This is a genomic window from Variovorax sp. J31P207, assembly GCF_030316965.1.
GTDB lineage: Bacteria > Pseudomonadota > Gammaproteobacteria > Burkholderiales > Burkholderiaceae_C > Variovorax > Variovorax ginsengisoli_B.
Genome location: NZ_JASZYN010000007.1, coordinates 76586 through 98891, shown reverse-complemented (window position 1 = coordinate 98891; position 22306 = coordinate 76586). Strand labels below are relative to the sequence as shown.

23 protein-coding genes are annotated in these 22306 nt (G+C 69.7%); 8 read left to right on the top strand and 15 right to left on the bottom strand.

The annotated features are described in order from the left end of the window. Nucleotides 1-11: 11 nt before the first annotated feature. Both QTI68_RS23610 and QTI68_RS23605 read right to left on the bottom strand, forming a co-directional pair. Entirely contained in the window at nt 12-752 is a 741-nt protein-coding gene (locus QTI68_RS23610; RefSeq protein ID WP_286525014.1) for an SDR family oxidoreductase, read from the bottom strand. Nucleotides 753-852: 100 nt separating this feature from the next. Further along, nucleotides 853-1449: a TetR/AcrR family transcriptional regulator gene (locus QTI68_RS23605; protein ID WP_286525013.1), complete on the bottom strand. Its 597-nt coding sequence runs from the start codon at nt 1447-1449 to the stop codon at nt 853-855. Nucleotides 1450-1538: 89 nt separating this feature from the next. On the opposite strand from QTI68_RS23605, the gene QTI68_RS23600 reads away from it, so the two are divergent. The 3 genes from QTI68_RS23600 to QTI68_RS23590 are packed head-to-tail and all read left to right on the top strand — an operon-like array spanning nt 1539 to nt 5555. Further along, nucleotides 1539-2132 carry a 2-hydroxychromene-2-carboxylate isomerase gene (locus tag QTI68_RS23600; RefSeq protein WP_286525012.1) on the top strand — a complete coding sequence of 198 codons (594 nt, stop codon included), beginning with the start codon at nt 1539-1541 and terminating at the stop codon, nt 2130-2132. Between the two features lie 31 nt (nt 2133-2163). Next, nucleotides 2164-3780: an AMP-binding protein gene (locus QTI68_RS23595; RefSeq protein ID WP_286525011.1), complete on the top strand. Its 1617-nt coding sequence runs from the start codon at nt 2164-2166 to the stop codon at nt 3778-3780. After that, nucleotides 3777-5555, top strand: coding sequence for an acyl-CoA dehydrogenase C-terminal domain-containing protein (locus QTI68_RS23590; RefSeq protein ID WP_286525009.1), 1779 nt, complete (start codon nt 3777-3779; stop codon nt 5553-5555). Before QTI68_RS23595 ends, QTI68_RS23590 begins: the two co-directional genes overlap by 4 nt. Before the next feature lie 109 nt (nt 5556-5664). On the opposite strand, the gene QTI68_RS23585 is transcribed toward QTI68_RS23590, so the two are convergent. Together QTI68_RS23585 and QTI68_RS23580 are read right to left on the bottom strand one after the other, a co-directional pair. Continuing rightward, entirely contained in the window at nt 5665-6576 is a 912-nt protein-coding gene (locus QTI68_RS23585; RefSeq protein ID WP_286525007.1) for an SPFH domain-containing protein, read from the bottom strand. A gap of 41 nt (nt 6577-6617) precedes the next feature. Continuing rightward, on the bottom strand, nt 6618-7034 hold the full coding sequence (locus tag QTI68_RS23580; protein ID WP_286525005.1) for an NfeD family protein: 417 nt from the start codon (nt 7032-7034) through the stop codon (nt 6618-6620). Nucleotides 7035-7313: 279 nt separating this feature from the next. On the opposite strand from QTI68_RS23580, the gene QTI68_RS23575 reads away from it, so the two are divergent. Beyond that, the gene (locus QTI68_RS23575; RefSeq protein ID WP_286525567.1) at nt 7314-7724 is read left to right on the top strand and encodes an HU family DNA-binding protein; all 411 of its coding nucleotides are present in this window, start codon (nt 7314-7316) and stop codon (nt 7722-7724) included. Nucleotides 7725-7788: 64 nt separating this feature from the next. On the opposite strand, the gene QTI68_RS23570 is transcribed toward QTI68_RS23575, so the two are convergent. Next, entirely contained in the window at nt 7789-8046 is a 258-nt protein-coding gene (locus QTI68_RS23570) for a DUF1488 family protein (RefSeq protein ID WP_286525003.1), read from the bottom strand. Between the two features lie 204 nt (nt 8047-8250). Here QTI68_RS23570 and QTI68_RS23565 point away from each other — a divergent pair, with 204 nt between their 5' ends. Then, nucleotides 8251-8766 (top strand): hypothetical protein, encoded by a 516-nt coding sequence (locus tag QTI68_RS23565; RefSeq protein WP_286525001.1) that lies wholly within the window; start codon nt 8251-8253, stop codon nt 8764-8766. Here the strand turns inward: QTI68_RS23565 and ureG are convergent, their stop codons facing one another. Genes ureG through QTI68_RS23530 form a run of 7 tightly spaced genes read right to left on the bottom strand, consistent with a single transcriptional unit; the run spans nt 8767 to nt 13760 of the window. Continuing rightward, nucleotides 8767-9417 (bottom strand): urease accessory protein UreG, encoded by a 651-nt coding sequence (gene ureG, locus QTI68_RS23560; protein ID WP_286524999.1) that lies wholly within the window; start codon nt 9415-9417, stop codon nt 8767-8769. It lies immediately after the preceding gene. 14 nt (nt 9418-9431) lie between these two features. Beyond that, complete coding sequence (locus QTI68_RS23555) at nt 9432-10121, bottom strand: urease accessory protein UreF (RefSeq protein WP_286524997.1); 690 nt, start codon at nt 10119-10121, stop codon at nt 9432-9434. Beyond that, entirely contained in the window at nt 10121-10714 is a 594-nt protein-coding gene (ureE, locus tag QTI68_RS23550) for an urease accessory protein UreE (protein ID WP_286524995.1), read from the bottom strand. Before ureE ends, QTI68_RS23555 begins: the two co-directional genes overlap by 1 nt. Before the next feature lie 58 nt (nt 10715-10772). Further along, nucleotides 10773-12491: an urease subunit alpha gene (ureC, locus tag QTI68_RS23545; protein WP_286524994.1), complete on the bottom strand. Its 1719-nt coding sequence runs from the start codon at nt 12489-12491 to the stop codon at nt 10773-10775. Then, nucleotides 12492-12797 carry an urease subunit beta gene (locus QTI68_RS23540; RefSeq protein ID WP_286524992.1) on the bottom strand — a complete coding sequence of 102 codons (306 nt, stop codon included), beginning with the start codon at nt 12795-12797 and terminating at the stop codon, nt 12492-12494. Nucleotides 12798-12807: 10 nt separating this feature from the next. Continuing rightward, the gene (locus QTI68_RS23535; protein ID WP_286524990.1) at nt 12808-13413 is read right to left on the bottom strand and encodes a HupE/UreJ family protein; all 606 of its coding nucleotides are present in this window, start codon (nt 13411-13413) and stop codon (nt 12808-12810) included. Between the two features lie 44 nt (nt 13414-13457). Continuing rightward, nucleotides 13458-13760, bottom strand: a complete 303-nt coding sequence (locus QTI68_RS23530; protein WP_286369833.1) for an urease subunit gamma — start codon at nt 13758-13760, stop codon at nt 13458-13460. 95 nt (nt 13761-13855) lie between these two features. Between QTI68_RS23530 and QTI68_RS23525 the strand changes: the two genes are divergently transcribed. From QTI68_RS23525 to QTI68_RS23515, 3 genes are read left to right on the top strand one after another with little or no spacing between them, the layout of a single operon-like run. After that, the gene (locus QTI68_RS23525; RefSeq protein WP_503011731.1) at nt 13856-17422 is read left to right on the top strand and encodes a hybrid sensor histidine kinase/response regulator; all 3567 of its coding nucleotides are present in this window, start codon (nt 13856-13858) and stop codon (nt 17420-17422) included. Continuing rightward, nucleotides 17419-18435, top strand: coding sequence for a response regulator transcription factor (locus QTI68_RS23520; RefSeq protein ID WP_286524988.1), 1017 nt, complete (start codon nt 17419-17421; stop codon nt 18433-18435). Before QTI68_RS23525 ends, QTI68_RS23520 begins: the two co-directional genes overlap by 4 nt. A gap of 29 nt (nt 18436-18464) precedes the next feature. Continuing rightward, nucleotides 18465-19130: a PA4824 family protein gene (locus QTI68_RS23515; RefSeq protein ID WP_286524987.1), complete on the top strand. Its 666-nt coding sequence runs from the start codon at nt 18465-18467 to the stop codon at nt 19128-19130. 6 nt (nt 19131-19136) lie between these two features. Here QTI68_RS23515 and QTI68_RS23510 read toward each other — a convergent pair whose 3' ends face one another. The 3 genes from QTI68_RS23510 to QTI68_RS23500 all read right to left on the bottom strand — a co-directional run bounded on the left by QTI68_RS23510 (nt 19137) and on the right by QTI68_RS23500 (nt 22280). Beyond that, nucleotides 19137-19487, bottom strand: a complete 351-nt coding sequence (locus QTI68_RS23510; RefSeq protein WP_286524986.1) for an alpha/beta hydrolase — start codon at nt 19485-19487, stop codon at nt 19137-19139. A gap of 112 nt (nt 19488-19599) precedes the next feature. After that, a complete protein-coding gene (recJ, locus tag QTI68_RS23505; RefSeq protein ID WP_286524985.1) occupies nt 19600-21309 on the bottom strand; it encodes a single-stranded-DNA-specific exonuclease RecJ in 1710 nt (569 codons plus the stop codon). Between the two features lie 2 nt (nt 21310-21311). Next, nucleotides 21312-22280, bottom strand: a complete 969-nt coding sequence (locus QTI68_RS23500) for a hypothetical protein (protein ID WP_286524983.1) — start codon at nt 22278-22280, stop codon at nt 21312-21314. Nucleotides 22281-22306 lie beyond the last annotated feature (26 nt).

Genomic DNA, 22306 nt, shown 5'->3' with positions numbered 1-22306 from the left:
CCTTCGAAGGCCTACCAGCGCTCCATGTAGGGCCGCAGGTCGAGCTCGAAGGTCCAGGCGTCGCGCGGCTGCGCGTGCAGGTGCCAGTAGTTGTCGGCGATGTGCTCGGGCTTGAGGATGCCGTCCTGCTCCTTCAGCGCGTAGCGTTCGGGGAAGCTGGTGCGGATGAACTCGGTGTCGATCGCGCCGTCGACCACGACGTGCGCGACGTGGATGTTCCGCGGCCCGAGTTCGCGCGCCATGCTTTGCGCCAGCGCCCGCAGCGCATGCTTGGCGCCGGCGAAGGCCGCGAAATTGGCCGCGCCGCGCAGGCCGGCCGTGGCGCCCGTGAAGAGGATGGTGCCGCGGCCGCGCGTCACCATCCGCTTGGCCACTTCGCGGCCGTTCAGGAAGCCGCTGAAGCAGGCCATCTCCCAGATCTTGAAGTACTTGCGCGCGGTTTCCTCGAGGATGCTGGAGGGCACGTTGGCGCCGATGTTGAAGACCATCACCTCGATCGGTCCGTGTTCGCGCTCGACCTGTTCGACCAGCGCGATCACGTCCTCTTCCTTGCGGGCGTCGCTGCTGAAGCCGAAGGCCTGGCCGCCGGCGGCGCGGATGGCGTCGACCGTCGGCTGCAGCTTGTCGGCCGAGCGCCGCGTGAGGCAGGCGATGTAGCCCTCCCTGGCGAAGCGGGCCGCGATGGCGCCGCCCGTTGCATCGCCGGCGCCGATCACCAGCGCGACTTTTCCCTGACCTTGCGACTCCGCCATGACTGTCTCCTTTGGATTGATGAATGAGCGTTTAGCTAAACGAACGTTAGCCAAAGGCGCGAGCGGTGTCAAGCAAGCGCGCGGCTCCGCGCAAGTGGCCTCAGGCCTTCTTGTGGCCGGGCGAGGTCGAGCACGGATGCTCGAGCGCGTGCGCCTGGTCGATGAAGCGGCGGCTCGCGGCCAGCAGCTCCTTGCGCGTCTTGTCGCTCTCGACCGCGCGTGCCAGCACCACCGCGCCGACGCACTGCGCGATCAGCGCCCAGGCGGCGTCGGAGTCGCCGATGCGATCGCTCCAGTTCTTCTGCGTGCGCTTGAGGCTGGCCTCGACCGCGCGGCGCACCTCGGGTCCGGCGCGCGCGATCTCGGGGCCCAGGGCGGTCAGGGCGCAGCCCTGGTCGGGGTTCTCGACGTGGAAGCTGCTCAGGTAGCCGCGCAGGCAGCGCGCCACGTGGTCGGCCGGCGAATCCTCGTTGCCGGCCAGCATGTCGGCGCTGTTGTCCACCTCTTCGCTGATCAGTGCCTCGAACAGCGCCTGCTTCGACGGGAAGTGGCTGTAGAAGGCGCCGCCGGTCATGCCGATGGCGCCCATCAGCGCATCGACGCCGGTGGCCTCGAACCCGCCGCGCTTGGCGATCGCCCGGCTGCTGGCCATCAGCTTGTCGCGGACTTCTTGTTTGTGAGTGCTGGAGTAGCGCATCGGAGGCCTCGGGGGGAACCCTTGTTGACAATCAAAAAACAATAACATAACTTCCGTTCAGTTAACGAACGTTTATTAAAGGAGCGGCGATGGGCAAGACGGTGGAGTTCTTTTTCGATGTGGGGAGTCCGGCTTCGTACCTGGCATGGACGCAGTTGCCGCGCCTGTGCGAAGCGGCCGGCGCCGAGCTGGTCTACAAGCCGATGCTGCTCGGCGGCGTCTACCAGGCGACCGGCAACGCGTCGCCCGGTGCCATTCCGGCCAAGGGCCGCTACACGGTGCGTGACTACGAGCGGCATGCGCGCAAGTACGGCGTGCCCTATGTCAACAATCCGCACTTTCCGATCATCACGCTGTTCCTGATGCGTGCCGTGACCGGCGTGCAGCTTCGCGAGCCGGAGCGCTTGCAGGACCTGCTGGCCGCCGTCTTCAAGGCGATGTGGATCGACGCGCTCGACCTCAACCAGCCGGCACTCACGGCGAAGACGCTGGCGGATGCGGGCTTCTCGCCCGAAGCCGTCCAGGCGCTGGCCGCCGACCCCGAGGTCAAGGCGGCACTCAAGGCCACCACCGACGAAGCCGTGGCGCGCGGCGTCTTCGGCGCGCCGACCAGCTTCGTCGGCGACGAGATGTTCTTCGGCCAGGACCGCATGGACATGATCCGCGAAGAACTCGCGCGCTGAGCGCGCACCGATCACGACATCAGGAGACACCATGGAACCACGACGCTGGCATGCGGCCTACCCGCCCGGACTGGCCACTGAGATCGATCTGCCCCCTGGCGAGACGCTGGCGGCAATGCTCGACCGCTCGATCGCATCGTTCGCTGAACGCGTCGCGGTCACGGCCGGCGACGAATCCCTGACCTATGCCGAGCTCGGCCGCCTGTCGACCCGGCTCGCGGCGCACTTCGCCGGGGCCGGCCTGCGCCAGGGCGACCGCGTCGCGCTGATGCTGCCCAACGGGCTCGCGTTCCCGATCGCCATGACCGCGATCCTGCGCAGCGGCTTGGTCGGCGTGCCGGTGAATCCGCTCTACACACCACGCGAACTGGCCCATCAACTCGCCGACGCGGGCGTGCGCTGCATCGTGCTGGCCGAGGCGCTGCGCGAGGCGCTCGAAGGCGTGATCCTCGAAGCCGGCGTCGAGCAGATCCTCACGGCGCCGGCCGCGGGGCTGCTGGCCGCGATCGCGGCCGATGACGGTGCGGCCAGAGATCCGGCGCAGCGCATGACGCTGGTCGCCGCGATCGCACGCGCCGGCGCGCTGCCGACGCCGGTCGTTCGAATCGCCCCGGCCGATGCGGCCTTCCTGCAGTACACGGGCGGCACCACCGGCTTGTCGAAGGGCGCCGTGCTGACGCACCGCAGCGTCGGCGCCGGCGTGCTGCAGTCGCTGAGCTGGATCCGACTCGCGATCGACACGCGCGCCTGGTCGATGGTGGCCCCGCTGCCGCTCTATCACATCTACCCGCTGCAGATGTCGCTGATCACCTTCCAGCTCGGCGGCGTGATGCGGCTGATCGCGAATCCGCGCGATCCGGGCGCGGTGATCGCGGAGATGAAGCGCGCGCCGTTCCTGGTCTTCATCGGCGTCAACACGCTGTTCAATGCGCTGGTCAACGCGCCCGCGCTGTCGTCGGTCGATTTCAGCGGCACCGGGCTCGTGATCGGCGCCGGCGCCTCGATTCAGCAGGCGGTGTCGCAGCGCTGGCATGCGGCCGGGGGACCGCCGATCACCGAGGCCTACGGACTCACCGAGACCTCGCCCTCGGCAACCTTCAATCCGGCCGGGCGCAACGGATCGATCGGCATCCCGGTGCCGTCGACCGATGCCCGCATCGTCGACGACGACGGCCGGCCGGTGCCCGACGGCACGCCGGGCGAGCTGTGGCTGAAAGGCCCGCAGCTGTTCGCGGGCTACTGGCAGCGCGAGGAGGACACCCGCAAGGCGCTGACCGAGGATGGCTTCTTCCGCACCGGCGACGTGGTGGTGGCCGATGCCAGCGGCGCCATGACCATCGTCGACCGCAAGAAGGACATGATCCTGGTGTCGGGCTTCAACGTCTATCCGAACGAGATCGAAGCCGTGGTCGCGATGCACGAGGGCGTGGTCGAGTGCGCCTGCATCGGCCAGCCCGACGCGCGCTCGGGCGAGGCGCCGCACCTGTTCGTGGTGCGGCGCAGCGAGGCGCTGACGGCCGGCGAGGTCGAGGCGCACTGCCGCGCCAACCTGGCTGGCTACAAGGTACCGCGGCAGATCAGCTTCCTGGAGGCGCTGCCGAAGTCGACGGTCGGCAAGATCCTGCGTCGCGAGTTGCGCCAGCCATGATCGGCTATACCGCCCCGCTGCGCGACCTGCGCTTCGTGCTGCATGAGTTGCTGGATGTCTGCGCCACTTCGCCCGCCGACGGCGGCGAAGCGCTCGACCGCGAGACCATCGACCAGATCCTCGACGCCGCCGGCACCTTCGCGGCGGAAGTGATCGCGCCGCTCAACGGCAGCGGCGACCGCGAGGGCTGCCGCATGCCGGCCCCGGGCGTCGTCCAGACGCCAGCGGGATTCCGCGCCGCCTACGAGCGCTTCTGCGCCGGCGGCTGGACCGCGCTGGCCTGCGACCCGGTGCACGGCGGGCAGGGCATGCCCTCGGTGCTCGACAACGCGCTCTACGAGATGTTCTGCGGCGCCAACATGGGCTGGGCGGCCTATCCGGGCATGTCGCACGCCGCGTACACCTGCCTGGCGACGAATGGCGACCCGGCCCAGCAGGCGCTCTACCTGCCGCGCATCGCCTCGGGCGAATGGGCCGGCACCATGTGCCTGACCGAGCCCCACGCCGGCACCGACCTGGGCCTGCTGCGCACGCGCGCCCAGCCGCGGGCCGACGGCAGCTACGCGGTCACCGGCACCAAGATATTCATCTCGGGCGGCGAGCAGGACCTGACCGACAACATCGTGCACCTGGTGCTGGCGCGGATGCCCGATGCGCCGCCGGGCGTGAAGGGGATCTCGCTGTTCATCGTGCCGAAGTTCCTGCCGACGGCGGAAGGCGGCATCGGCGAGCGCAATGCGCTGGCCTGCGGCTCGATCGAGCACAAGATGGGTATCCACGGCAATGCCACCTGCACCATGAACTTCGACGGCGCCACCGGCTGGCTGCTCGGCGAGGCCAACCGCGGCCTGGCGGCGATGTTCGTGATGATGAACCACGCCCGCATCGTGGTCGGCGTCAATGCGATCGGGTTGATGGACGCGGCCTACCAGAAGGCGCTGGCCTATGCCCGGGACCGCACGCAGGGGAGGGCGCCGACCATGGCCGCGCGCAGCGGCCCCGCGGACCCCATCCTCGCCCACGCCGACGTCCGGCGCATGCTGCTGACCCAGAAGGCGTATGTGGAGGGCGCACGCGCCTTCGCGCTGTGGGCCTCGCAGCTGGCCGATGTCCAGCATCGCGGCGCGGACCCGAAGGAGCGCGAGCGGGCGGCGAAGCTGCTGGCGCTGGCGACGCCGATCGTCAAGGCCTTCTCGAGCGAGCTCGCGGTCGAATGCACCAGCATGGCGATGCAGGTCTTCGGCGGCCATGGCTTCATCACCGACAACGGCGTCGAGCAGCACCTGCGCGATGCCCGGATCATCCCGCTGTACGAAGGCGCCAACGGCATCCAGGCGATGGACCTGCTGGGTCGCAAGGTGCTGGCCGATGGGGGCGCGGGGCTTGGGGCTTTCCTCGACGCGGTCGAGCAGTTCGCGCAGGCGCAGGACGACGGCCTGCGCGAATTCGCCGAGCCCCTGAGCGAGGTGGTGGCGCTGGCGCGCCGCGCGGCGCGCGATCAGATCGAACGGGCGAGCGCCGATCCCGACGCGGCCGGCGCCGCCGCGATGCCGTTCCTGCGCTTGATCGGCCATGTCGCACTGGCCTGGATGTGGGCACGGATGGCGGCGGTGGCGCGGGCCCGCCAGTCGCCGGACGGCGATCCGATCTACCGCGCCAAGCTGGCGACCGCGCGCTTCTACTTCGAGCGGCTGCTGCCCGAGACGCAATCGCTGGCGGTGGTGCTGGCCGCGGACCCGTCGGACTGGACGGCGGGCGAACTGGACTGGCTCTGAAGCGGTGGGGTGCCGGCCGTCATCGCCCTACCCGTGGGCATGCCACAGCGCGTTCATGATTTCTTCGGCGACCGTCTGGTCGCGTTCGGCGACATGCATGGCGGGCTCCTCAGGTGGCCGGGCCCCTGACCATCGCCATCGCCGAACTGATCAGCGTCGACACTTCGGTCATGTTGCTCGGCACGATCAGCGTCGCCTTCGACTTGTCGGCCACCTTGCCGAAGGCCTGCAGCGCTTCCTCGGCCACCTTGAGCTGGACCGCCGAATGGCCGCCGGGCTTTTCGATCGCCTCGGCGATGCGGGCGATGGCGCCGGCCGTGGCTTCGGCCACGGCGCTGATCGCCGCTGCCTCGCCCTGCGCCTTGTTCACCACGGCCTGCTTCTCGCCTTCGGAGCGCGCGATGGCGGCCTCGCGCTCGCCGGTCGCAATGTTGATTTGCTCCTGGCGGCGGCCTTCGGAGGCGGCGATCAGTGCGCGCTTCTCGCGCTCGGCCGTGATCTGCGACTGCATCGCGTGCAGGATCTCCTTCGGCGGGGTCAGGTCCTTGATCTCGTAGCGCAGCACCTTGACGCCCCAGTTGAGCGCGGCCTCGTCGATCGCGGCCACCACCTGGGCGTTGATGATGTCGCGCTCCTCGAAGGTCTTGTCGAGTTCGAGCTTGCCGATCACGCTGCGCAGCGAGGTCTGGGCCAGCTGCGTGACCGCGGTGATGTAGTTCGACGAACCGTAGCTCGCGCGCATCGGGTCGGTGACCTGGAAATAGAGGATGCCGTCGACCGTGAGCTGCGTGTTGTCGCGCGTGATGCAGACCTGGCTCGGGACGTCGAGCGGCACTTCCTTCAGGCTGTGGCGATAGGCCACGCGATCGATGAAGGGCACCAGGAAGTTGGCGCCCGGCAGCAGCGTGGCGTGGAACTTGCCCATGCGCTCGACCACCCAGGCATGCTGCTGGGGAACGAACTTGACGGCGCGGGCGACGAACAGGATGGCGACGACAAGGAGAACGAGGGAGACTTCCATGAGGACTTTCTTTCAGTGGTGAGAGGCGGGCCGGCGGCGCATCAGCCGATGGGTTCGACGACCAGGAAATTGCCCTGCACGTCGACGATGCGGTGCAGGCCGGGCGCGATCGGTCCGTCGGACGCCGGCTTGACCTGCCAGGTGGCGCCGCGGTAGCGGACCTCGGCCGTTCGGCCCTCGCTCCAGGCCGGCACGGTGACCTGTTCGCCGACGTCGATCTGGACGTCGGCCAGGCGCGCCTTCGGGCGGCGCGAGGCGCGCAGGTACCAGCCGCCGACGAAGGCCATGCAGGCCACGGCGGCGCAGACGATCTGCGTCGGCATCGCGGCGCCGAGGTGGGCGGCCAGCGCGCCGACCGCGAAGCCGATCGCCACCAGCAGCGCATAGATGGTGCCGGTCACCAGTTCGAGGGCGACCAGCGCGAAGGTCATCAACCACCAGAGCGTGGGGGCCGTCATGTGCATCCTTTTCTTCGCCGGGAAGCGGCGTGCCGCGAGGATAGCCCGTCGTTCGGTGCCCGCCTGCCGGGCAAGGCCATGCGACCCGCCAACGAGACGCTTCTTGCGCCGGATCAGCGAAATTCGACCGCGGCGGCACTCGGAATGCATCGCACACGAGGCGATGCGCGGGTCGCGCCGAGGGTCGCGTGAAAAGGCATCGGTCACACCTACGTTACACTCCGCGCCGCTTGCAGCTTGCGTCGCAGGCTGCGCCGCCATAGGCAACATGGCGAAACCATCCATAGGAAATTTGAAGTGAACCGTATCGAACTGGTCGAGAAGATCGCCACCACGCACAACGTCAGCAAGGCCGAAGCCGCACGCATCCTGGAAACCATCACCGGCTCCATCGTCGCTGCAGTGAAGAAGGGCGACCCGGTCCAATTGATCGGCTTCGGCACCTTCAAGCAAGTGGCACGCGCTGCTCGCACCGGCTTCAACCCCCAGGCTGGCGCAGCGATCAAGATCGCCGCCCAGAAGGTGCCGAAGTTCGTGCCGGGCGCAGCCTTCAAGGCCGCGGTCGACCCCAAGGCCGCCAAGCGCAAGGCCGACAAGGCCGCCGCGAAGCCGGTGGCCAAGAAGGCTGCACCTGCCAAGAAGGCAGCCGCGCCCAAGGCCGCTGCACCGGCCAAGAAGGCACGCAAGTAAGCCTGCCTGAAGGCAAAGAAAAACGGCCCCTCGGGGCCGTTTTTTTGTGGCTGCGCGGTGGCCGCTAGAAGTCCTCGCTGCCCAGGCAGATCGCGCGGGTCGGATTCTCGCGGTAGCGGGCAGTGGCCCGGGCGTCGATCGAGTCGGCGTTGCGCGCGTAGGCCTGCACCAGGTCCGCATCACGACCTTCGGGTGCGTGGAAGCGGTCGTGAAGCGCCTCCTCGTCGATCCGGGCGATGATCCGGGCACCGTCGTAGCCGTCGGGATAAATGGCGAACTGGACGCTGCCAGTCGCGGGATGGAAGATCGCTTCTGAAGCCATGATGGCGCTCTGACGTGTAACGGGTTGTGGCAGTATCGCGCGTCCTGTGACTTTCCGATACAAGCCCTATGGCCTAATCCAGGAGCAAGATGCGGACCAAATCACATCGGACGTCACAATTTGATGCGATCCCACAGCAGGTCCGCGGCTGAACTTGCCGCCCGGCCCGGAGTCATACCCGGCCTTTTCCCAGTCCCATTCCCCATGCATCGCTTCCTGTCGAAACCGGTCCGCGCGCTCGCCGCCGTCACGTTGCTGTCGGCCGCCCAGGCCGGCTCTGCCCAGGCCCTCCCGCCCGGCGTGCGGCTCGGCATGTCGGCCGACGAGCTGCAGGCGGCGCTGCCCAGTGCCGAGCGGGTGCAGCGTCCGCAGCGCCTGGCCGGTGGCCTCGCCGGGGCCTGGCGGGCCGCGCCGACGCAGCTCGCGGGACTGTCCTTCGAGCCGGTGTTCTTCTTTGCCGGCGGCCAGCTGCGGCGCGTGGAGTGGGTTGCCGCGACCGCCGCGGCGCCCGACCTGGGGGCCGCGGCCTTCGCCGAGATCGTCGCCTGGGGCCGCCAGAGCTTCGGTCCCGAACTCGGCTCGAACGACCCGGGCAGCGCCTCTGCGGCCTGGGTTCAGGGCGATTGCGATGTCTACGCCCAGCGCATCAGCGACCCGCACCATGCGAGCGTCCGGCTGGTCTACAAGGCGCGCCAGCTCAAGGACGCGAGCGAGCTCTGATCAGGCTTCGGCCAGCATCCCGCGCTCTTCGATGAACGACACCACCTCTGCGAGGCCGCTGCGGGTCTTGAGGTTGGTCATCACGAAGGGGCGTTGCTTGCGCATGCGCCGGGTATCGGCTTCCATCACGCCGAGGTCGGCACCGACATAGGGCGCGAGGTCGGTCTTGTTGATGACGAACAGGTCGCTCTTGGTGATGCCGGGGCCGCCCTTGCGCGGGATCTTCTCGCCGGCGGCGACGTCGATCACGTAGATCGTCAGGTCGGACAGCTCGGGGCTGAAGGTGGCTGCCAGGTTGTCGCCGCCCGATTCGACGAACACCACGTCGGCATCGGGGAACTGCGCCAGCATGCGGTCGATGGCCTCGAGGTTGATCGATGCGTCTTCGCGGATCGCGGTGTGCGGGCAGCCACCGGTTTCCACTCCCATGATCCGTTCGGCCGGCAGCGCGCCGGCGACCGTCAGCAGGCGCTGGTCTTCCTTGGTGTAGATGTCGTTGGTGATCGCGATCAGGTCGTACTTGTCGCGCATCGACTTGCAGAGCATCTCGAGCAGCGTGGTCTTGCCGGAGCCGACCGGGCCGCCGATGCCCACGCGCAGCGGCGGCAGCTTCTTGGTGCGGTGGGGGATGTGGTGGAGGGCGGATGACATGGGGGGCCTTGGCTTTAGCTTCTGAAGAGGCGCGAGTACTGGGTTTCGTGGCGGGCGGACAGCACGGCGAGCATCGGCGAGAAGGCCTGCCGCTCGTCATCCGCCAGTGTGATCGCATGATCGACCGCTGTGGGAATTTCTGCCGCCAGCCGTCCGAGGATGCGTTGCCCGGCGCTCTGGCCGAGCGGCACCGCCTTGACCGCGGCGCCGATCATGTTCTCGGCCCAGCCGAAGGCGAAGGCCAGGCAGGCATCGCGGGCGGACGCCTCGGTGCGGCTGGCGGCGAAGGCGAAGGCGATCGGATAGCTGGCGGGCAAGCGCTCGAAGACGTCGGCGACGTCGGCGTGGTGCAGCTTGAGCCATTCGACGAACGAACGGCCCATCTGCTCGGTCTGCAGCAGGAATTCGGCCGATTCGCGGGTCTGGAACACCCAGTCGTTGAGCGCGCGGATGCGGGCCGCGTCCGTTTGCCGCCAGGCCGGGACGGCCTGTGCGACCACGGCCAGGTCGGCCCGGGCGAGCGCCAGGTGCAGCTGGTCGGCCAGCCAGTCGGAGACGGCGGGCTCGGTCGTGATGCCGGCACTGTCGATGGCCGCCTCGAGGCCTTCGGAGTAGGAGAAGCCGCCGACCGGGAGCGCCGGCGAGGCCAGCCAGATCAGCTGCAGCAGGCTGCTGGCGGGCAGGGCGACCGGCGCGTCAGCCATCAGTGCGAGTGGCCGTGGGAATGGTCGTGGTCGTGGTCATGGCCATGTGAGTGGCCTGCCTGCGACCCCGAATACGCATCCGGATGCAGCACCGGCCCCACCGGCGCCGCGCCATGCGAATGCCCATGGCCGCCGCCGTGCGCCCCGTAGGCGCCGCCTTCGGGCTCGAAGGCTTCCTCGGCCTCGCGCACGATCAGGTGCATCGAGCGCAGCATGGCGGCCAGCACGTGGTCGGGCTCGATCTTCAGGTGGTCGGGCTTGAGCTCGATCGGCACGTGCCGGTTGCCCAGGTGGTAGGCCGCGCGCATCAGGTCGAAGGGCGTGCCGTGTTCGCTGCAGTGCGTGATGACCAGCACCGGCTGCGGCGCGGCGACGACCTTGACCAGCGAGCCGTCCTCGGCCACCAGCACGTCGCCGCCGCGCACGGCGGTGCCGCGCGGCAGGAACACGCCGATCTGGCGGCCTTGCGAATCGGTGGTGTCGAAGCGGCTCTTCTGGCGCACGTCCCAGTCGAGTTCGACCGTGGCGGCGCGCTTGAGCAGGACGGCCGCGAGGCCGCCGCCCTGGGGCATGAGTTTGTTGGCTGTGAGCATGACAGGCGAGAGAGTTCGGATGAGGCGGATTGTCGATCCGCGCGCACCCGAACCCGGACTAGAACAAGAAATACCGCTGCGTCATCGGCAGCGACACCGCCGGATCGCACACCAGCAGCTGCCCGTCCGCGCGCACCGCGTAGGTCTGGTGGTCGATCTCCATCGTCGGCGTGAGCGCGTTGTGCACCATGTGCTGCTTGCGCACGGCGCGGACGTTCTTCACCGCGCTGAGCGTCTTGGCGAGCCCGTAGCGCTCGCCGATGCCCGCCGCCAGCCCGGCCTGCGAAACGAAGGTCAGCGAGCTGCGCGAGAGCGAGCCGCCGTAGGCGCCGAACATCGGCCGGTAGTGCACCGGCTGCGGCGTCGGGATCGAGGCATTGGGGTCGCCCATCGCCGCCATCGCGATCGTGCCGCCCTTGATGATCGTGAAGGGCTTGACGCCGAAGAAGGCCGGCTTCCAGACCACCAGGTCGGCCCATTTGCCGACCTCGATGCTGCCGACCTCGTGGGCGATGCCGTGCGCCAGCGCCGGGTTGATCGTGTACTTGGCGACATAGCGCTTGGCGCGGAAGTTGTCGTTGCGTTCGACATCCTCGGGCAGCTTGCCGCGCTGGCCCTTCATCTTGTGGGCGGTCTGCCAGCAGCGGATCACGATCTCGCCGACCCGGCCCATGGCCTGGCTGTCGGAGCTGAACATGCTGATCGCGCCGAGGTCGTGCAGGATGTCCTCGGCCGCGATGGTCTCCTTGCGGATGCGGCTCTCGGCGAAGGCCAGGTCCTCGGGGATGCCGGCGTCCAGGTGGTGGCACACCATCAGCATGTCGACGTGCTCGTCCAGCGTGTTCACGGTGTAGGGCATCGTCGGATTGGTCGACGAGGGCAGGAAGTTGGCCTCGCCCACCACCCGCAGGATGTCGGGCGCATGGCCGCCGCCCGCGCCTTCGGTATGGAAGGCGCAGATCCCGCGGCCCTTCACGGCCGCGATGGTGTTCTCGACGAAGCCCGATTCATTGAGCGTGTCGCTGTGGATCGCCACCTGCGTGTCGGTGGCATCGGCCACGTCCAGGCAGTTGCTGATCGCCGATGGCGTGGTGCCCCAGTCCTCGTGCAGCTTGAGGCCGATCACGCCGGCATCGATCTGCTCGTGCAGCGATGCCGGCAGGCTGGCGTTGCCCTTGCCGAGGAAGCCGAGGTTCATCGGGAAGGCGTCGGCCGCCTGCAGCATGCGCTCGATGTGCCAGGGGCCCGGCGTCGCGGTGGTCGCGAAGGTGCCGGTCGCCGGGCCGGTGCCGCCGCCGAGCATGGTGGTCACGCCCGAGGCCAGCGCCTCCTCGATCTGCTGCGGACAGATGAAATGGATGTGGCTGTCGATGCCGCCCGCGGTGACGATGTTGCCTTCGCAGCTGATCACCTCGGTGCCGGCGCCGATCACGATGTCGACGCCCGGCTGGACGTCGGGGTTGCCGGCCTTGCCGATGGCGACGATCCGGCCGTCCTTCAGGCCGATGTCGGCCTTCACGATGCCCCAGTGGTCGAGGATCAGCGCATTGGTCATCACGGTGTCGACCGTGCCTTCGGCGCGCGTGCGCTGGCCCTGCGCCATGCCGTCGCGGATGGTCTTGCCGCCGCCGAACTTCACTTCCTCGCCGTAGCCGCCGGCGTGCAGCGTGTAGTCTTCCTCGACCTCGATCACGAGGTCGGTGTCGGCGAGACGGATGCGGTCGCCCACGGTGGGGCCGAAGATTTCGGCGTAGGCACGCCGCCCGAGGGTTGCCATCTAGAGCTTTCCTTGAACCAGGCCGCGAAAGCCGTAGACCACGCGGTCACCCGAAAAATCGACCAGCTCGACCGTGCGCTGCTGGCCCGGCTCGAAGCGCACTGCCGTGCCCGAGGCGATGTTCAGCCGCATGCCGCGCGCGGCCTCGCGGTCGAAGCCGAGCGCGCCGTTGGTCTCGGCGAAGTGATAGTGCGAGCCGACCTGGATCGGCCGGTCGGCGGTGTTCTGGACCACCAGCGTGATGGCGCGGCGGCCGGGGTTGAGGACATGCGCGCCCTCGTCGGTGATGAGTTCGCCAGGGATCATCGGTGCCGCCTCAGGCCAGGGTGCCGCCGAGCAGCGCGACGCCGAACAGCGCCACCGCGGCGCCCGCGATGCGCGGCAGCCAGCGATGGCCGTGACGCAATGCCCATCCCGCGGCGATGCCGGCCGCGTGCAGCAGGACGGTGGCCGCCAGCATGCCGGCCAGTGTCAGGGCTGCGCCGGATTCGCCGGCCAGCTCCTGGCCGTGCGCAATGCCATGGAAGACCGCGAAGACGCCGACCAGCGCGGCGGCCGCGAGCGGCGGCAGGCGCCGTTGCGTGAGGACCAGCAGGCCCAGCACCAGCAGCGAGGCCGCGATCATCGGCTCGACCGCGGGCAGCTGCACGCCGGCCAGACCGGCCAGCGCACCGACCAGCAGCATCGAGGCGAAGCCCAGCGGCGCCCACAGCAGGTCGGGCCAGGCCCGGCGGGCGGTGAGGGCGCTCCAGAGGCCGACCGCCACCATGGCGGCCAGGTGGTCGGCGCCGGTCAGCGGATGCAGGAACCCGCTGACCAGGCCGTGATGCAGGCCGGCGTCGACCCCGGTGTGGGCGCTGGCGGCCAGCGGCAGGGTCGCGAGCAGCAGCGCGAGAACGGATGCAGTACGGGTGATGCGCATGAGGGTGTCCTTGTTGTTGTGCGGAAAGCTGCGAAGAGATGCCGTCAGACGATCGGCTGGTGCACGGTCACCAGCTTGGTGCCGTCCGGGAAGGTCGCCTCGACCTGGATATCGGGAATCATCTCGGCGATGCCGTCCATGACATCGGCCCGGGTCAGCACCGCGCGGCCCTCGCTCATCAGCGCGGCGACGCTCTTGCCGTCCCGCGCGCCCTCCATCACGGCGGCCGAGATCAGCGCCACGGCCTCGGGGTAGTTGAGCTTGAGCCCGCGGGCCCGGCGCCGTTCGGCCAGCAGGGCTGCGGTGAAGATCAGCAGCTTGTCTTTTTCGCGCGGTGTGAGTTCCATGGGTGCGGAGGTGGCGTCTTGGGGCAGGCCATTATTGGGCAGTCATCGACAGTTGCAACAGTCGTGCCGTGGCACGAAAGCTGCACCAATGCGGTGTGGATCTCCCAGCCGTCCCCCCCGCTCCGAGCGACGAAGCGCCGCAGCGCATCGTCAAGGTCCGGCGCGACTACAACAGCTGGGTCGCCCGCGAGACGCTGGAAGACTACGCGCTGCGCTACACGCCGCAGCGCTTCCGCCGGATGTCCGAATGGCGGGTCGCCAGCACGGCTTTCGGCGGCGCCGCCTCCTTCCTGATCCTCGAGGCGGTCGGCGCCACGCTGCTGGTGCAATACGGTTTCTCCAACGCCTTCTGGGCCATCCTGTGCACCGGGCTGATCATCTTCCTGGCCGGGCTGCCGATCAGCGTCTACGCCGCGCGCTACGGCGTCGACATGGACCTGCTCACGCGCGGTGCCGGCTTCGGCTACATCGGCTCGACCCTGACCTCGCTCATCTACGCCTCGTTCACCTTCATCTTCTTCGCGCTGGAGGCCGCGGTGATGGCCTATGCGCTCGAGCTCGCGCTCGGCATCCCGCCGGTCTGGGGCTACCTGGTCTGCGCGTTGGTCGTGATCCCGCTGGTGACGCACGGCATCTCGGCCATCAGCTGGCTGCAGGTCTGGACCCAGCCGGTCTGGCTGCTGATGCTGGTCGTGCCCTTCGGCTACGTGCTGGCGCGCGATCCTGGTGCGTTCGCCGGCGTGACGCACTACATCGGTTCCAAATCGAAGCTGGACGGCTTCGACCTGCACCTCTTCGGTGCCGCGCTGACTGTCGGCATCGCCCTCATCACGCAGATGGGCGAGCAGGCCGACTACCTGCGCTTCATGCCGGCGCGCACGGCGGCCAACCGCGGCCGCTGGTGGGCCGGAGTGCTGGCGGGCGGCCCTGGCTGGGTGGTGCTGGGCGTGCTCAAGATGCTGGGGGGCGCCTTGCTCGCCTACCTGGCGATCAGCCACATGGTGCCGCCCGAGCGCGCGGTCGACCCGAACCAGATGTACCTGGCGGCCTACGAGTACGTGTTCCCGAACTACGGCTGGGCGGTCGCCGCGACCGCGATCTTCGTCGTCATCTCGCAGCTCAAGATCAACGTCACCAACGCCTATGCCGGCTCGCTGGCCTGGAGCAACTTCTTCTCGCGCGTCACGCACAGCCATCCGGGCCGCGTGGTGTGGGTGGTGTTCAACGCGCTGATCGCCTTCATGCTGATGGAGATGAACGTGTTCGAGGCCCTCGGCGACGTGCTGGGCCTCTACGCCAACATCGCGATCGCCTGGATGATGGCGGTGGTGGCCGACCTGGTCATCAACAAGCCGCTGGGCCTGTCGCCGCCGGGCATCGAGTTCAAGCGCGCCCACCTGTGGGACATCAACCCGGTCGGCGTCGGCGCCATGGCGCTGGCCTCGGGGCTGTCGATCACTGCCCACCTCGGCGTCTTCGGGCCCCTGGCGCAGGCCTTCTCGGCGCTCATCGCGCTCGGCACCGCCTTCGTCGCGGCGCCGCTGATCGCCTGGGCCACGCGCGGCAAGTACTACATCGCGCGGGTCTCGCACGAGGACGGCGCCGCGCCCTTCGCGCCGTCGACACGCCGCTCGGCGATCCGCTGGGCGCGGGTCGAATCCGGCGCCGGCAGCTACCGCCGCCTCAGCACCCAGCGCTGCGTGATCTGCGAGGGCGAATACGAAGGCCCGGACATGGCGCACTGCCCCGCCTACCAAGGCGCGATCTGTTCGCTCTGCTGCACCCTCGACGCCCGCTGCGGCGACCTCTGCAAGCCGCAGGCGAGCCTGTCGGCGCAATGGTCGGGCGCACTGCGCTGGCTGCTGCCGCGCCGCGTCTGGCCCTACCTCGACACCGGGCTCGGCCATTTCCTGCTGCTGATGCTGATCGTGGTGCCGTTGCTGGCCGGCGTCTTCGGCGTGCTGTACCAGCAGGAACTGCGCGCGCTCGGGGACGCGCTGCTGGGCGAGGGCGCCCAGGCCAGCACCCAGCCGGCCTCGCTGCGCTCGGGTTTCCTCAAGGCCTACATGGCGCTGCTGGTGATCGCGGGCATCGTCGCCTGGTGGCTGGTGCTGGCGCACCAGAGCCGCAAGGTGGCGCAGGAGGAATCGAACCGCCAGACCCACCTGCTGGTGCGCGAGATCGAGCTGCACCGCAAGACCGACCGGGCGCTGCAGGCGGCCAAGCAGAGCGCCGACCAGGCGCGCGGCATCGCCGAGGAGGCCAAGCGCGCCGCCGACCTGGCCAACCAGGCCAAGAGCCGCTACATCAGCGCCATCAGCCACGAGCTTCGCACGCCGCTCAACAGCATCCTGGGCTACGCGCAGCTGATGGGCGAGGATGCGGCCGTGCCGCCGCATCGACGGCAGGCGGTGGCGGTGATCAAGCGCGGCGGCGAGCACCTGCTGTCGCTGATCGAGGGCACGCTGGACATCGCCCACATCGAGGCCGGCAAGCTGACCTTGAATGCGCGCCCGATGCAGTTCGCCGACCTGATGAGCGAGCTGGCCGACATGTTCGAGCTCGCTGCCGAAGAGAAGGGGCTGGCCTTCCGCTTCGAGCCCAGCGGCAGCCTGCCCGAGCTGGTGCGCGCCGACGAGAAGCGGGTCCGGCAGATCCTCATCAACCTGCTGGGCAACGCGATCAAGTTCACCGCCGCCGGGCAGGTCACGCTGCGGCTGCGCTATGCGCGCGAGTTCGCCGCGATCGAGATCGAGGACACCGGGCCGGGCATGTCGGCCGAGGAGCTGGGCCGCATCTTCGAGCCCTTCGCCCGCGGCGCCACGGCCGGCCCGGCGGCGCCCGGCGCCGGCCTGGGACTGACCATCGCCAAGATGCTGATCGACCTGATGGGCGGCGAGATGAACGTGCAGAGCACGCCCGGCGCCGGCTCGGTGTTTAGCCTCCGGCTGTTCCTGCCGCGCGTGCACGAGATGCCCGCCGGCAGCGGCCGTCGCGTATCGGCGCCGGTGGCCCGGCTGCGGCGCGGCTACGAGGGCGGGCGTCGGCGCCTGCTGGTGGTCGACAACGAGGAAGCCGATCGAGAGCTGCTGGTGCAGGTGTTGGCGCCGCTGGGCTTCGAGCTGCGCACCGCCGCCAGCGGCCACGATGCGCTGGACCTGGTCGCGGCCGGCTGGCGCCCGGATGCGATGTTCGTCGACCTCGCGATGCCGGGCATCGACGGCTGGGAGACCATCCGCCGGTCGCGTGCGCTCGGGCTGGCCGACGCCGCGGTGGCGATCGTCTCGGCCAACGCCTTCGACAAGCGGCTGGACAACGACGTCGGCATCACGCCCGACGATTTCTTCGTCAAGCCGGTGCGCCACAGCGAGCTGCTCGACTGGCTCGAGCGCCGGCTCGGCATCGAGTGGACCGAGACGCCGGCCGTGCCGCCGGTGGCCGAACCGGCCGCGGTGGTGCTGCCCTCGACCGCGCGGCTGCGGGCGCTCGAGGAGGCGGTGGGCCTGGGTTATTTTCGAGGCATCATGAATCAACTCGACGACATCGACGCCGCCCAGCCCGAATGCGCGGCCTGGACCGGCGCCCAGCGCGCGCTGGCGCGGCAATTCCAGTTCGAGGCCATGAGCCGGGCCTTGAGCGCGGCCGCCGGGACCACGCCATGAGTGCCCCGACGAATCCCCCGCTGCTGGTCGACACGCTGCGCGGCAGCGGCGGCAACAGCGACCTGGTGCTGATCGTCGACGACGTGCCCGACAACCTCGCGGTGCTGCACGATGCACTCGACGAATCGGGCTACACCGTGCTGGTCGCCACCAGCGGCGAGCAGGCGCTGCAGCGCGCGGCGCAGGCGCGGCCCGACATCGTGCTGCTCGACGCGATGATGCCGGGCATCGACGGCTTCGAGGTCGCGCGCCGGCTCAAGGCCGATGCCGCGACCGCGCACATCCCGATCGTCTTCATGACCGGCCTCACCGAGACCGAGCACCTGGTCGCCGCGCTGGAGGCCGGCGGCGTCGACTACGTGACCAAGCCGATCAAGCCCAAGGAAGTGCTGGCGCGCATGAATGTCCACCTGCAGGGCGCGCGGCGCGCGCGCCAGGAAGCGCAGCAGGCGGGCCAGGCGCGCAATGCGCTCGATGCCTTCGGCTACGCCAGCATCACGGTGCGCATGCCCGAGGGCAAGCTGATCTGGCAGACCGCGCTGGCGCGCGAGATGCTGCTGCGCTATTGCGGCACCAGCGCGCCGGTGACACCGCCCGCGGTGCTCGAGTGGCTGCGGCGCCACCTGCCCGATGCGCAGCAGCGCCAGATCGAACCGCCGGCCCTGGCGATCGCGCAAGGTGCCGCGAGCCTCAGCCTGCGGCTGCACCAGCAGACCGGTCATGACGACGAGGGCGACGACTGGCTGATCATCATGCGCGAGGTGTCGGACACCGCGGTGATCGAGGCCATGAGCCTGAGCCTCAAGCTCACGGCACGCGAGGCCGAGGTGCTGTACTGGGTGGTCAAGGGCAAGACCAACAAGGACATCGGCGAGATCCTCGGCAGCAGTCCGGCCACCGCCAAGAAGCACCTCGAAAGGGTGTACGTGAAGCTGGGCGTCGAGACCCGCACGGCCGCGGCGGGCGTCGCAATGAAACGCATTCGCGAACTGCAGCCCCAGTTTGAAATCTGAGTCACGCGAGGCCCCTAGAATGCGCCGCGATGGCCCGTCTGGTTCTTCTCCCTCTGCTCAGCCTGCTTGCGACGCCGGGGCATGCGGGCGGGCACTTCGACATCGATGACGCGGGCACGCTGGACCCGGGCCAATGCCAGTACGAGGTGTGGGGCGGGCGCTTCGGCACTGCGCCGGTCACCGACTACCACCTGGGCCCTGCATGCCGGGTCGGGCCGGTCGAGCTCGGCCTCAACATCGACCGCGCCTCGGTGCCGGGCGAGCATGCCTATGGCGTCGGTCCGCAGCTCAAATGGACCTTCACCGAACAGCCGGACAAGACCGATCTCAGTGCCGCCCTGTTCTTCAGTGCCGTATGGGATGCCACGCACGGTGGTCGCGCGGGCGGCCAGTTCGTCGTGCCCGTGACCTGGCACGCGCTCGACAGCCTGTGGATCAATGCCAACCTGGGCTACGACTGGACGCCAGGCAGCGGCGAGCGAACCGGCCGCGGCGGGCTTCAGGGGGCCTGGGCTCTCAACGACAAGCTGTGGCTGGTGGCAGAGCGCTTTCGCGCCTTCGACACCTGGACCACGCGCGCCGGCCTGCGCTTCAATCTGACGCCGACCATCAGTGTCGACATGAGCGCCGCGCGCAGCGGCCCGGACGGGGTCCGGGGCTACGCGATCGGGCTCAACCAGGTCTTCTCGCGCTGATCCGCTTTACAGCCCAGCCTGGCGCGTGAACGAGACCTTCGGCTTGCTGTAGGCGCTCGGCACCTGGTCGCGATAGAACGCGCGGCGGTCGAGGCTGGCCAACGGGTCGTGCGACTTGGCGACCGCTTCGGCATTCACGGCCGAGCGACTGGCGGTGGAGGTAAAACGCTGCGCGCCGGCACTGGCAGCGTCGCCATAGGCGTTGCCCGCGCGGGCGGCGACGACGCCCTGGTCCGCCACTTCGGAGCGGCTGGCCGACGAGGTCAGCGCATGCACGCCGTCGTAGGTTTCAGCGTGGGCGCCGGCAGCGGCCAGCAAGGTGAGGGCAGCGGCGGCGAGGACTTTCGAGGCATTCATTTTCGGTTCCTTCACAGGGGTTGGTTGGTGAGGAGAAGTTTGATGCCGAACCCCACCTTGCAACCGCCGCAAATGGAACAGCGGCGTTAGCGGACTGGAAACAATCCGGGGCCTAGATTTCAGCGCCTTCGACCAGGAACCGGACCCGCCGCACGCCCTGCCATTCGTCCGCATCGAGCCGCCAGGCCAGCACCACTTTCGGCGGCAGCGGCTCGGTGTGGCCGAACCAGATGCCGTCCACGGGCTTGCCGCGGTGCCTGAGCTTGAGTGCCAGGTGCTTCTCGCCGACCAGGCGCTGCGACACCACCTCGACTTCCTCGCTGAAGGTCGGCGGCGCGAAGCCCTGGCCCCAGACTTCGCGATGCAGCGTGTCGACCATGTCGACCCGCAGGTACTCGGGCGCGAGCGGGCCGTCGGTGTCGAGCCGGCGCGTCAGGGTGGCGGCGTCGAGCCACTCCTGCGCGACTTGCGCCAGGGCCTGTTCGAAGACCGGGAACTGCTCGCGCGCCACCGTGCAGCCGGCCGCCATCGCGTGGCCGCCGAAGCGCAGCAGCACGTCCGGATGGCGCTTGGCGACCAGGTCGAGCGCATCGCGCAGGTGGAAGCCGGGGATCGAGCGCCCGGAGCCCTTGAGCTCGTGCGCCTTGCCGTCGGCGGCGCTGGCCGCGAAGACGAAGGTCGGCCGGTGGAAGCGGTCCTTGATGCGCGAGGCCACGATGCCGACCACGCCTTCGTGGAAGTCGGCGCCGAAGACGCTGATCGCGGCCGGCGGCGCCAGGCTGTCGTCGAACAGCGTCTCGGCCAGCAGCAGGGCCTTGTCGCGCATGCCGCCTTCGATGTCGCGCCGCTCGCGGTTGATGCCGTCGAGCAGGCGCGCGAGTTCGTCGGCGCGGCCGCTGTCGTCCGTCAGCAGGCATTCGATGCCGAGCGTCATGTCGGCCAGCCGGCCTGCCGCATTGATGCGGGGCCCGAGCGCGAAGCCGAAATCGAAGGTGGTGGCCGCCGCCGCCTGGCGCCCGGCGGCCTTGAACAGCGCGGCGATGCCCACCGGCATAGCACCGGCGCGGATGCGGCGCAGTCCCTGGGCCACGAGGCGGCGGTTGTTGGCGTCGAGACGGACCACGTCGGCGACGGTGCCGAGCGCGACCAGCGGCAGCAGGGCGTCGAGCTTGGGCTGGTTGGCGAGGTCGAACACCCCGCGCGTGCGCAGTTCGGTGCGCAGCGCCAGCAGCACGTAGAACATCACGCCGACGCCGGCGATGCTCTTGCTGTCGAATTCGCAGCCGGGCTGGTTCGGGTTCACCAGCACATCGGCGGCGGGCAGCACCGGGCCCGGCAGGTGATGGTCGGTCACCAGCACCGCGAGCCCGCGTGCCTTCGCCGCCGCCACGCCATCGACGCTCGCGATGCCGTTGTCGACCGTGATCAGCAGGTCGGCCCCGCTGTCGGCCACGCGCTCGGCGATCGGCGGCGTCAGGCCGTAGCCGTCGACCACCCGGTCGGGCACCAGGTAGCCGACATGGCGTGCCCCCAGCAGCCGCAGGCCGCGCACCGCCACCGCACAGGCGGTCGCGCCGTCGCAGTCGTAGTCGGCGACGATGCACAGCCGCCGCTGGTCGCGGATCGCGTCGGCCAGCAGCACGGCGGCCTCGCGCGCACCGCGCAGCGTGGTCGGCGGCAGCAGCCGCGCCAGGCCGTCGTCGAGTTCGTCCTTCGACAGCACGCCGCGCGCGGCATAGAGCCGCGCCAGCAGCGGATGCACGCCGGCCTGCTCGAGCGCCCAGGCGCTGCGCGGCGGGATGTCCCTGGCCAGGATCTTCATGGTCACAGCGCCTCGAGGAAGGAGGCCGCCGTCGGGCGGCTGAACAGCCCCTTGGCCCAGGCGGCCAGGCCGCGCGGCCGGACCGCGAAGCGCTGCGCGCTGCGGTCGCCGCACAGCGTCAGCGTGACGGCTTCGCCCGCGCTGCAGGCGGCCAGCAGTTCGGCCACCGGCCCGGCGTCGAGGGCCTGCCAGGCCGAGGCCCAGCCGGCGCCGTCGTCGCGCAGGGCAGGGGTGCGCAGCCCATCGGCCACGGTGGGGCCGGCCTGCGGCACGGGGAAGCCGGCCGGCAGGCCGCCGGTGCCGCTGAGCCAGAAGGAGTTGATCGGCGGCACGCCGCGGGCGGTGCGGGCGTCGTTCACGCGCTCGGTGTAGAGAAGCATCTGCATCTCGTTCTGCAGCCGGCGCAGCGGGCGCCCGGCATCGGACAGGGGCGACCACTGCGAGATCGGGAAGCCGACCGCGCGATCGATCGACGCCGTCGCCAGGCCGTCGAAGATCGGGCCTTGCGCCAGCCAGCGGCCCGGCGTCGCCGAGGCATGCAGCGCGATGCCGTCTTCCTCGAAGAAAGGCAGGGCCGCCGCCAGCAGCGCATCGGATTCCTCGGCCTCGATCTCGATCGCGGCCGGGTCGCCCAGCATCACGTCGTCGATGCCCACCTGCCAGTGGCAGAGCGTGGCGACGCCCCAGGCCTGGCCGCCCTCGGTCGGGCCCAGGCCGGACCGTTTCGCTTCCAGTGCGGCCCAGGGAATGCAGCCATCAGCGGCCGCGATGCCGAGCGCCTCGGCCAGCGCGCGCTCGTGCGGCGGCGAGCGGGTGCTGTCGTCCTGGGTGTCCTCGTGCACCCGCGCGAGCCGGGCCAGCAAGGCTTCGAGCTTCGGCAGCCGGAGGCCAGCCAGTGCCGCGCGGCAGGCGGGCGAGCCCCGGCCGGCGAAGGGAATGAGCAGGTGGCGGGCATTGGGGGGTGCGGACATGGGGCCTATTGTCCGGGATGCCACAA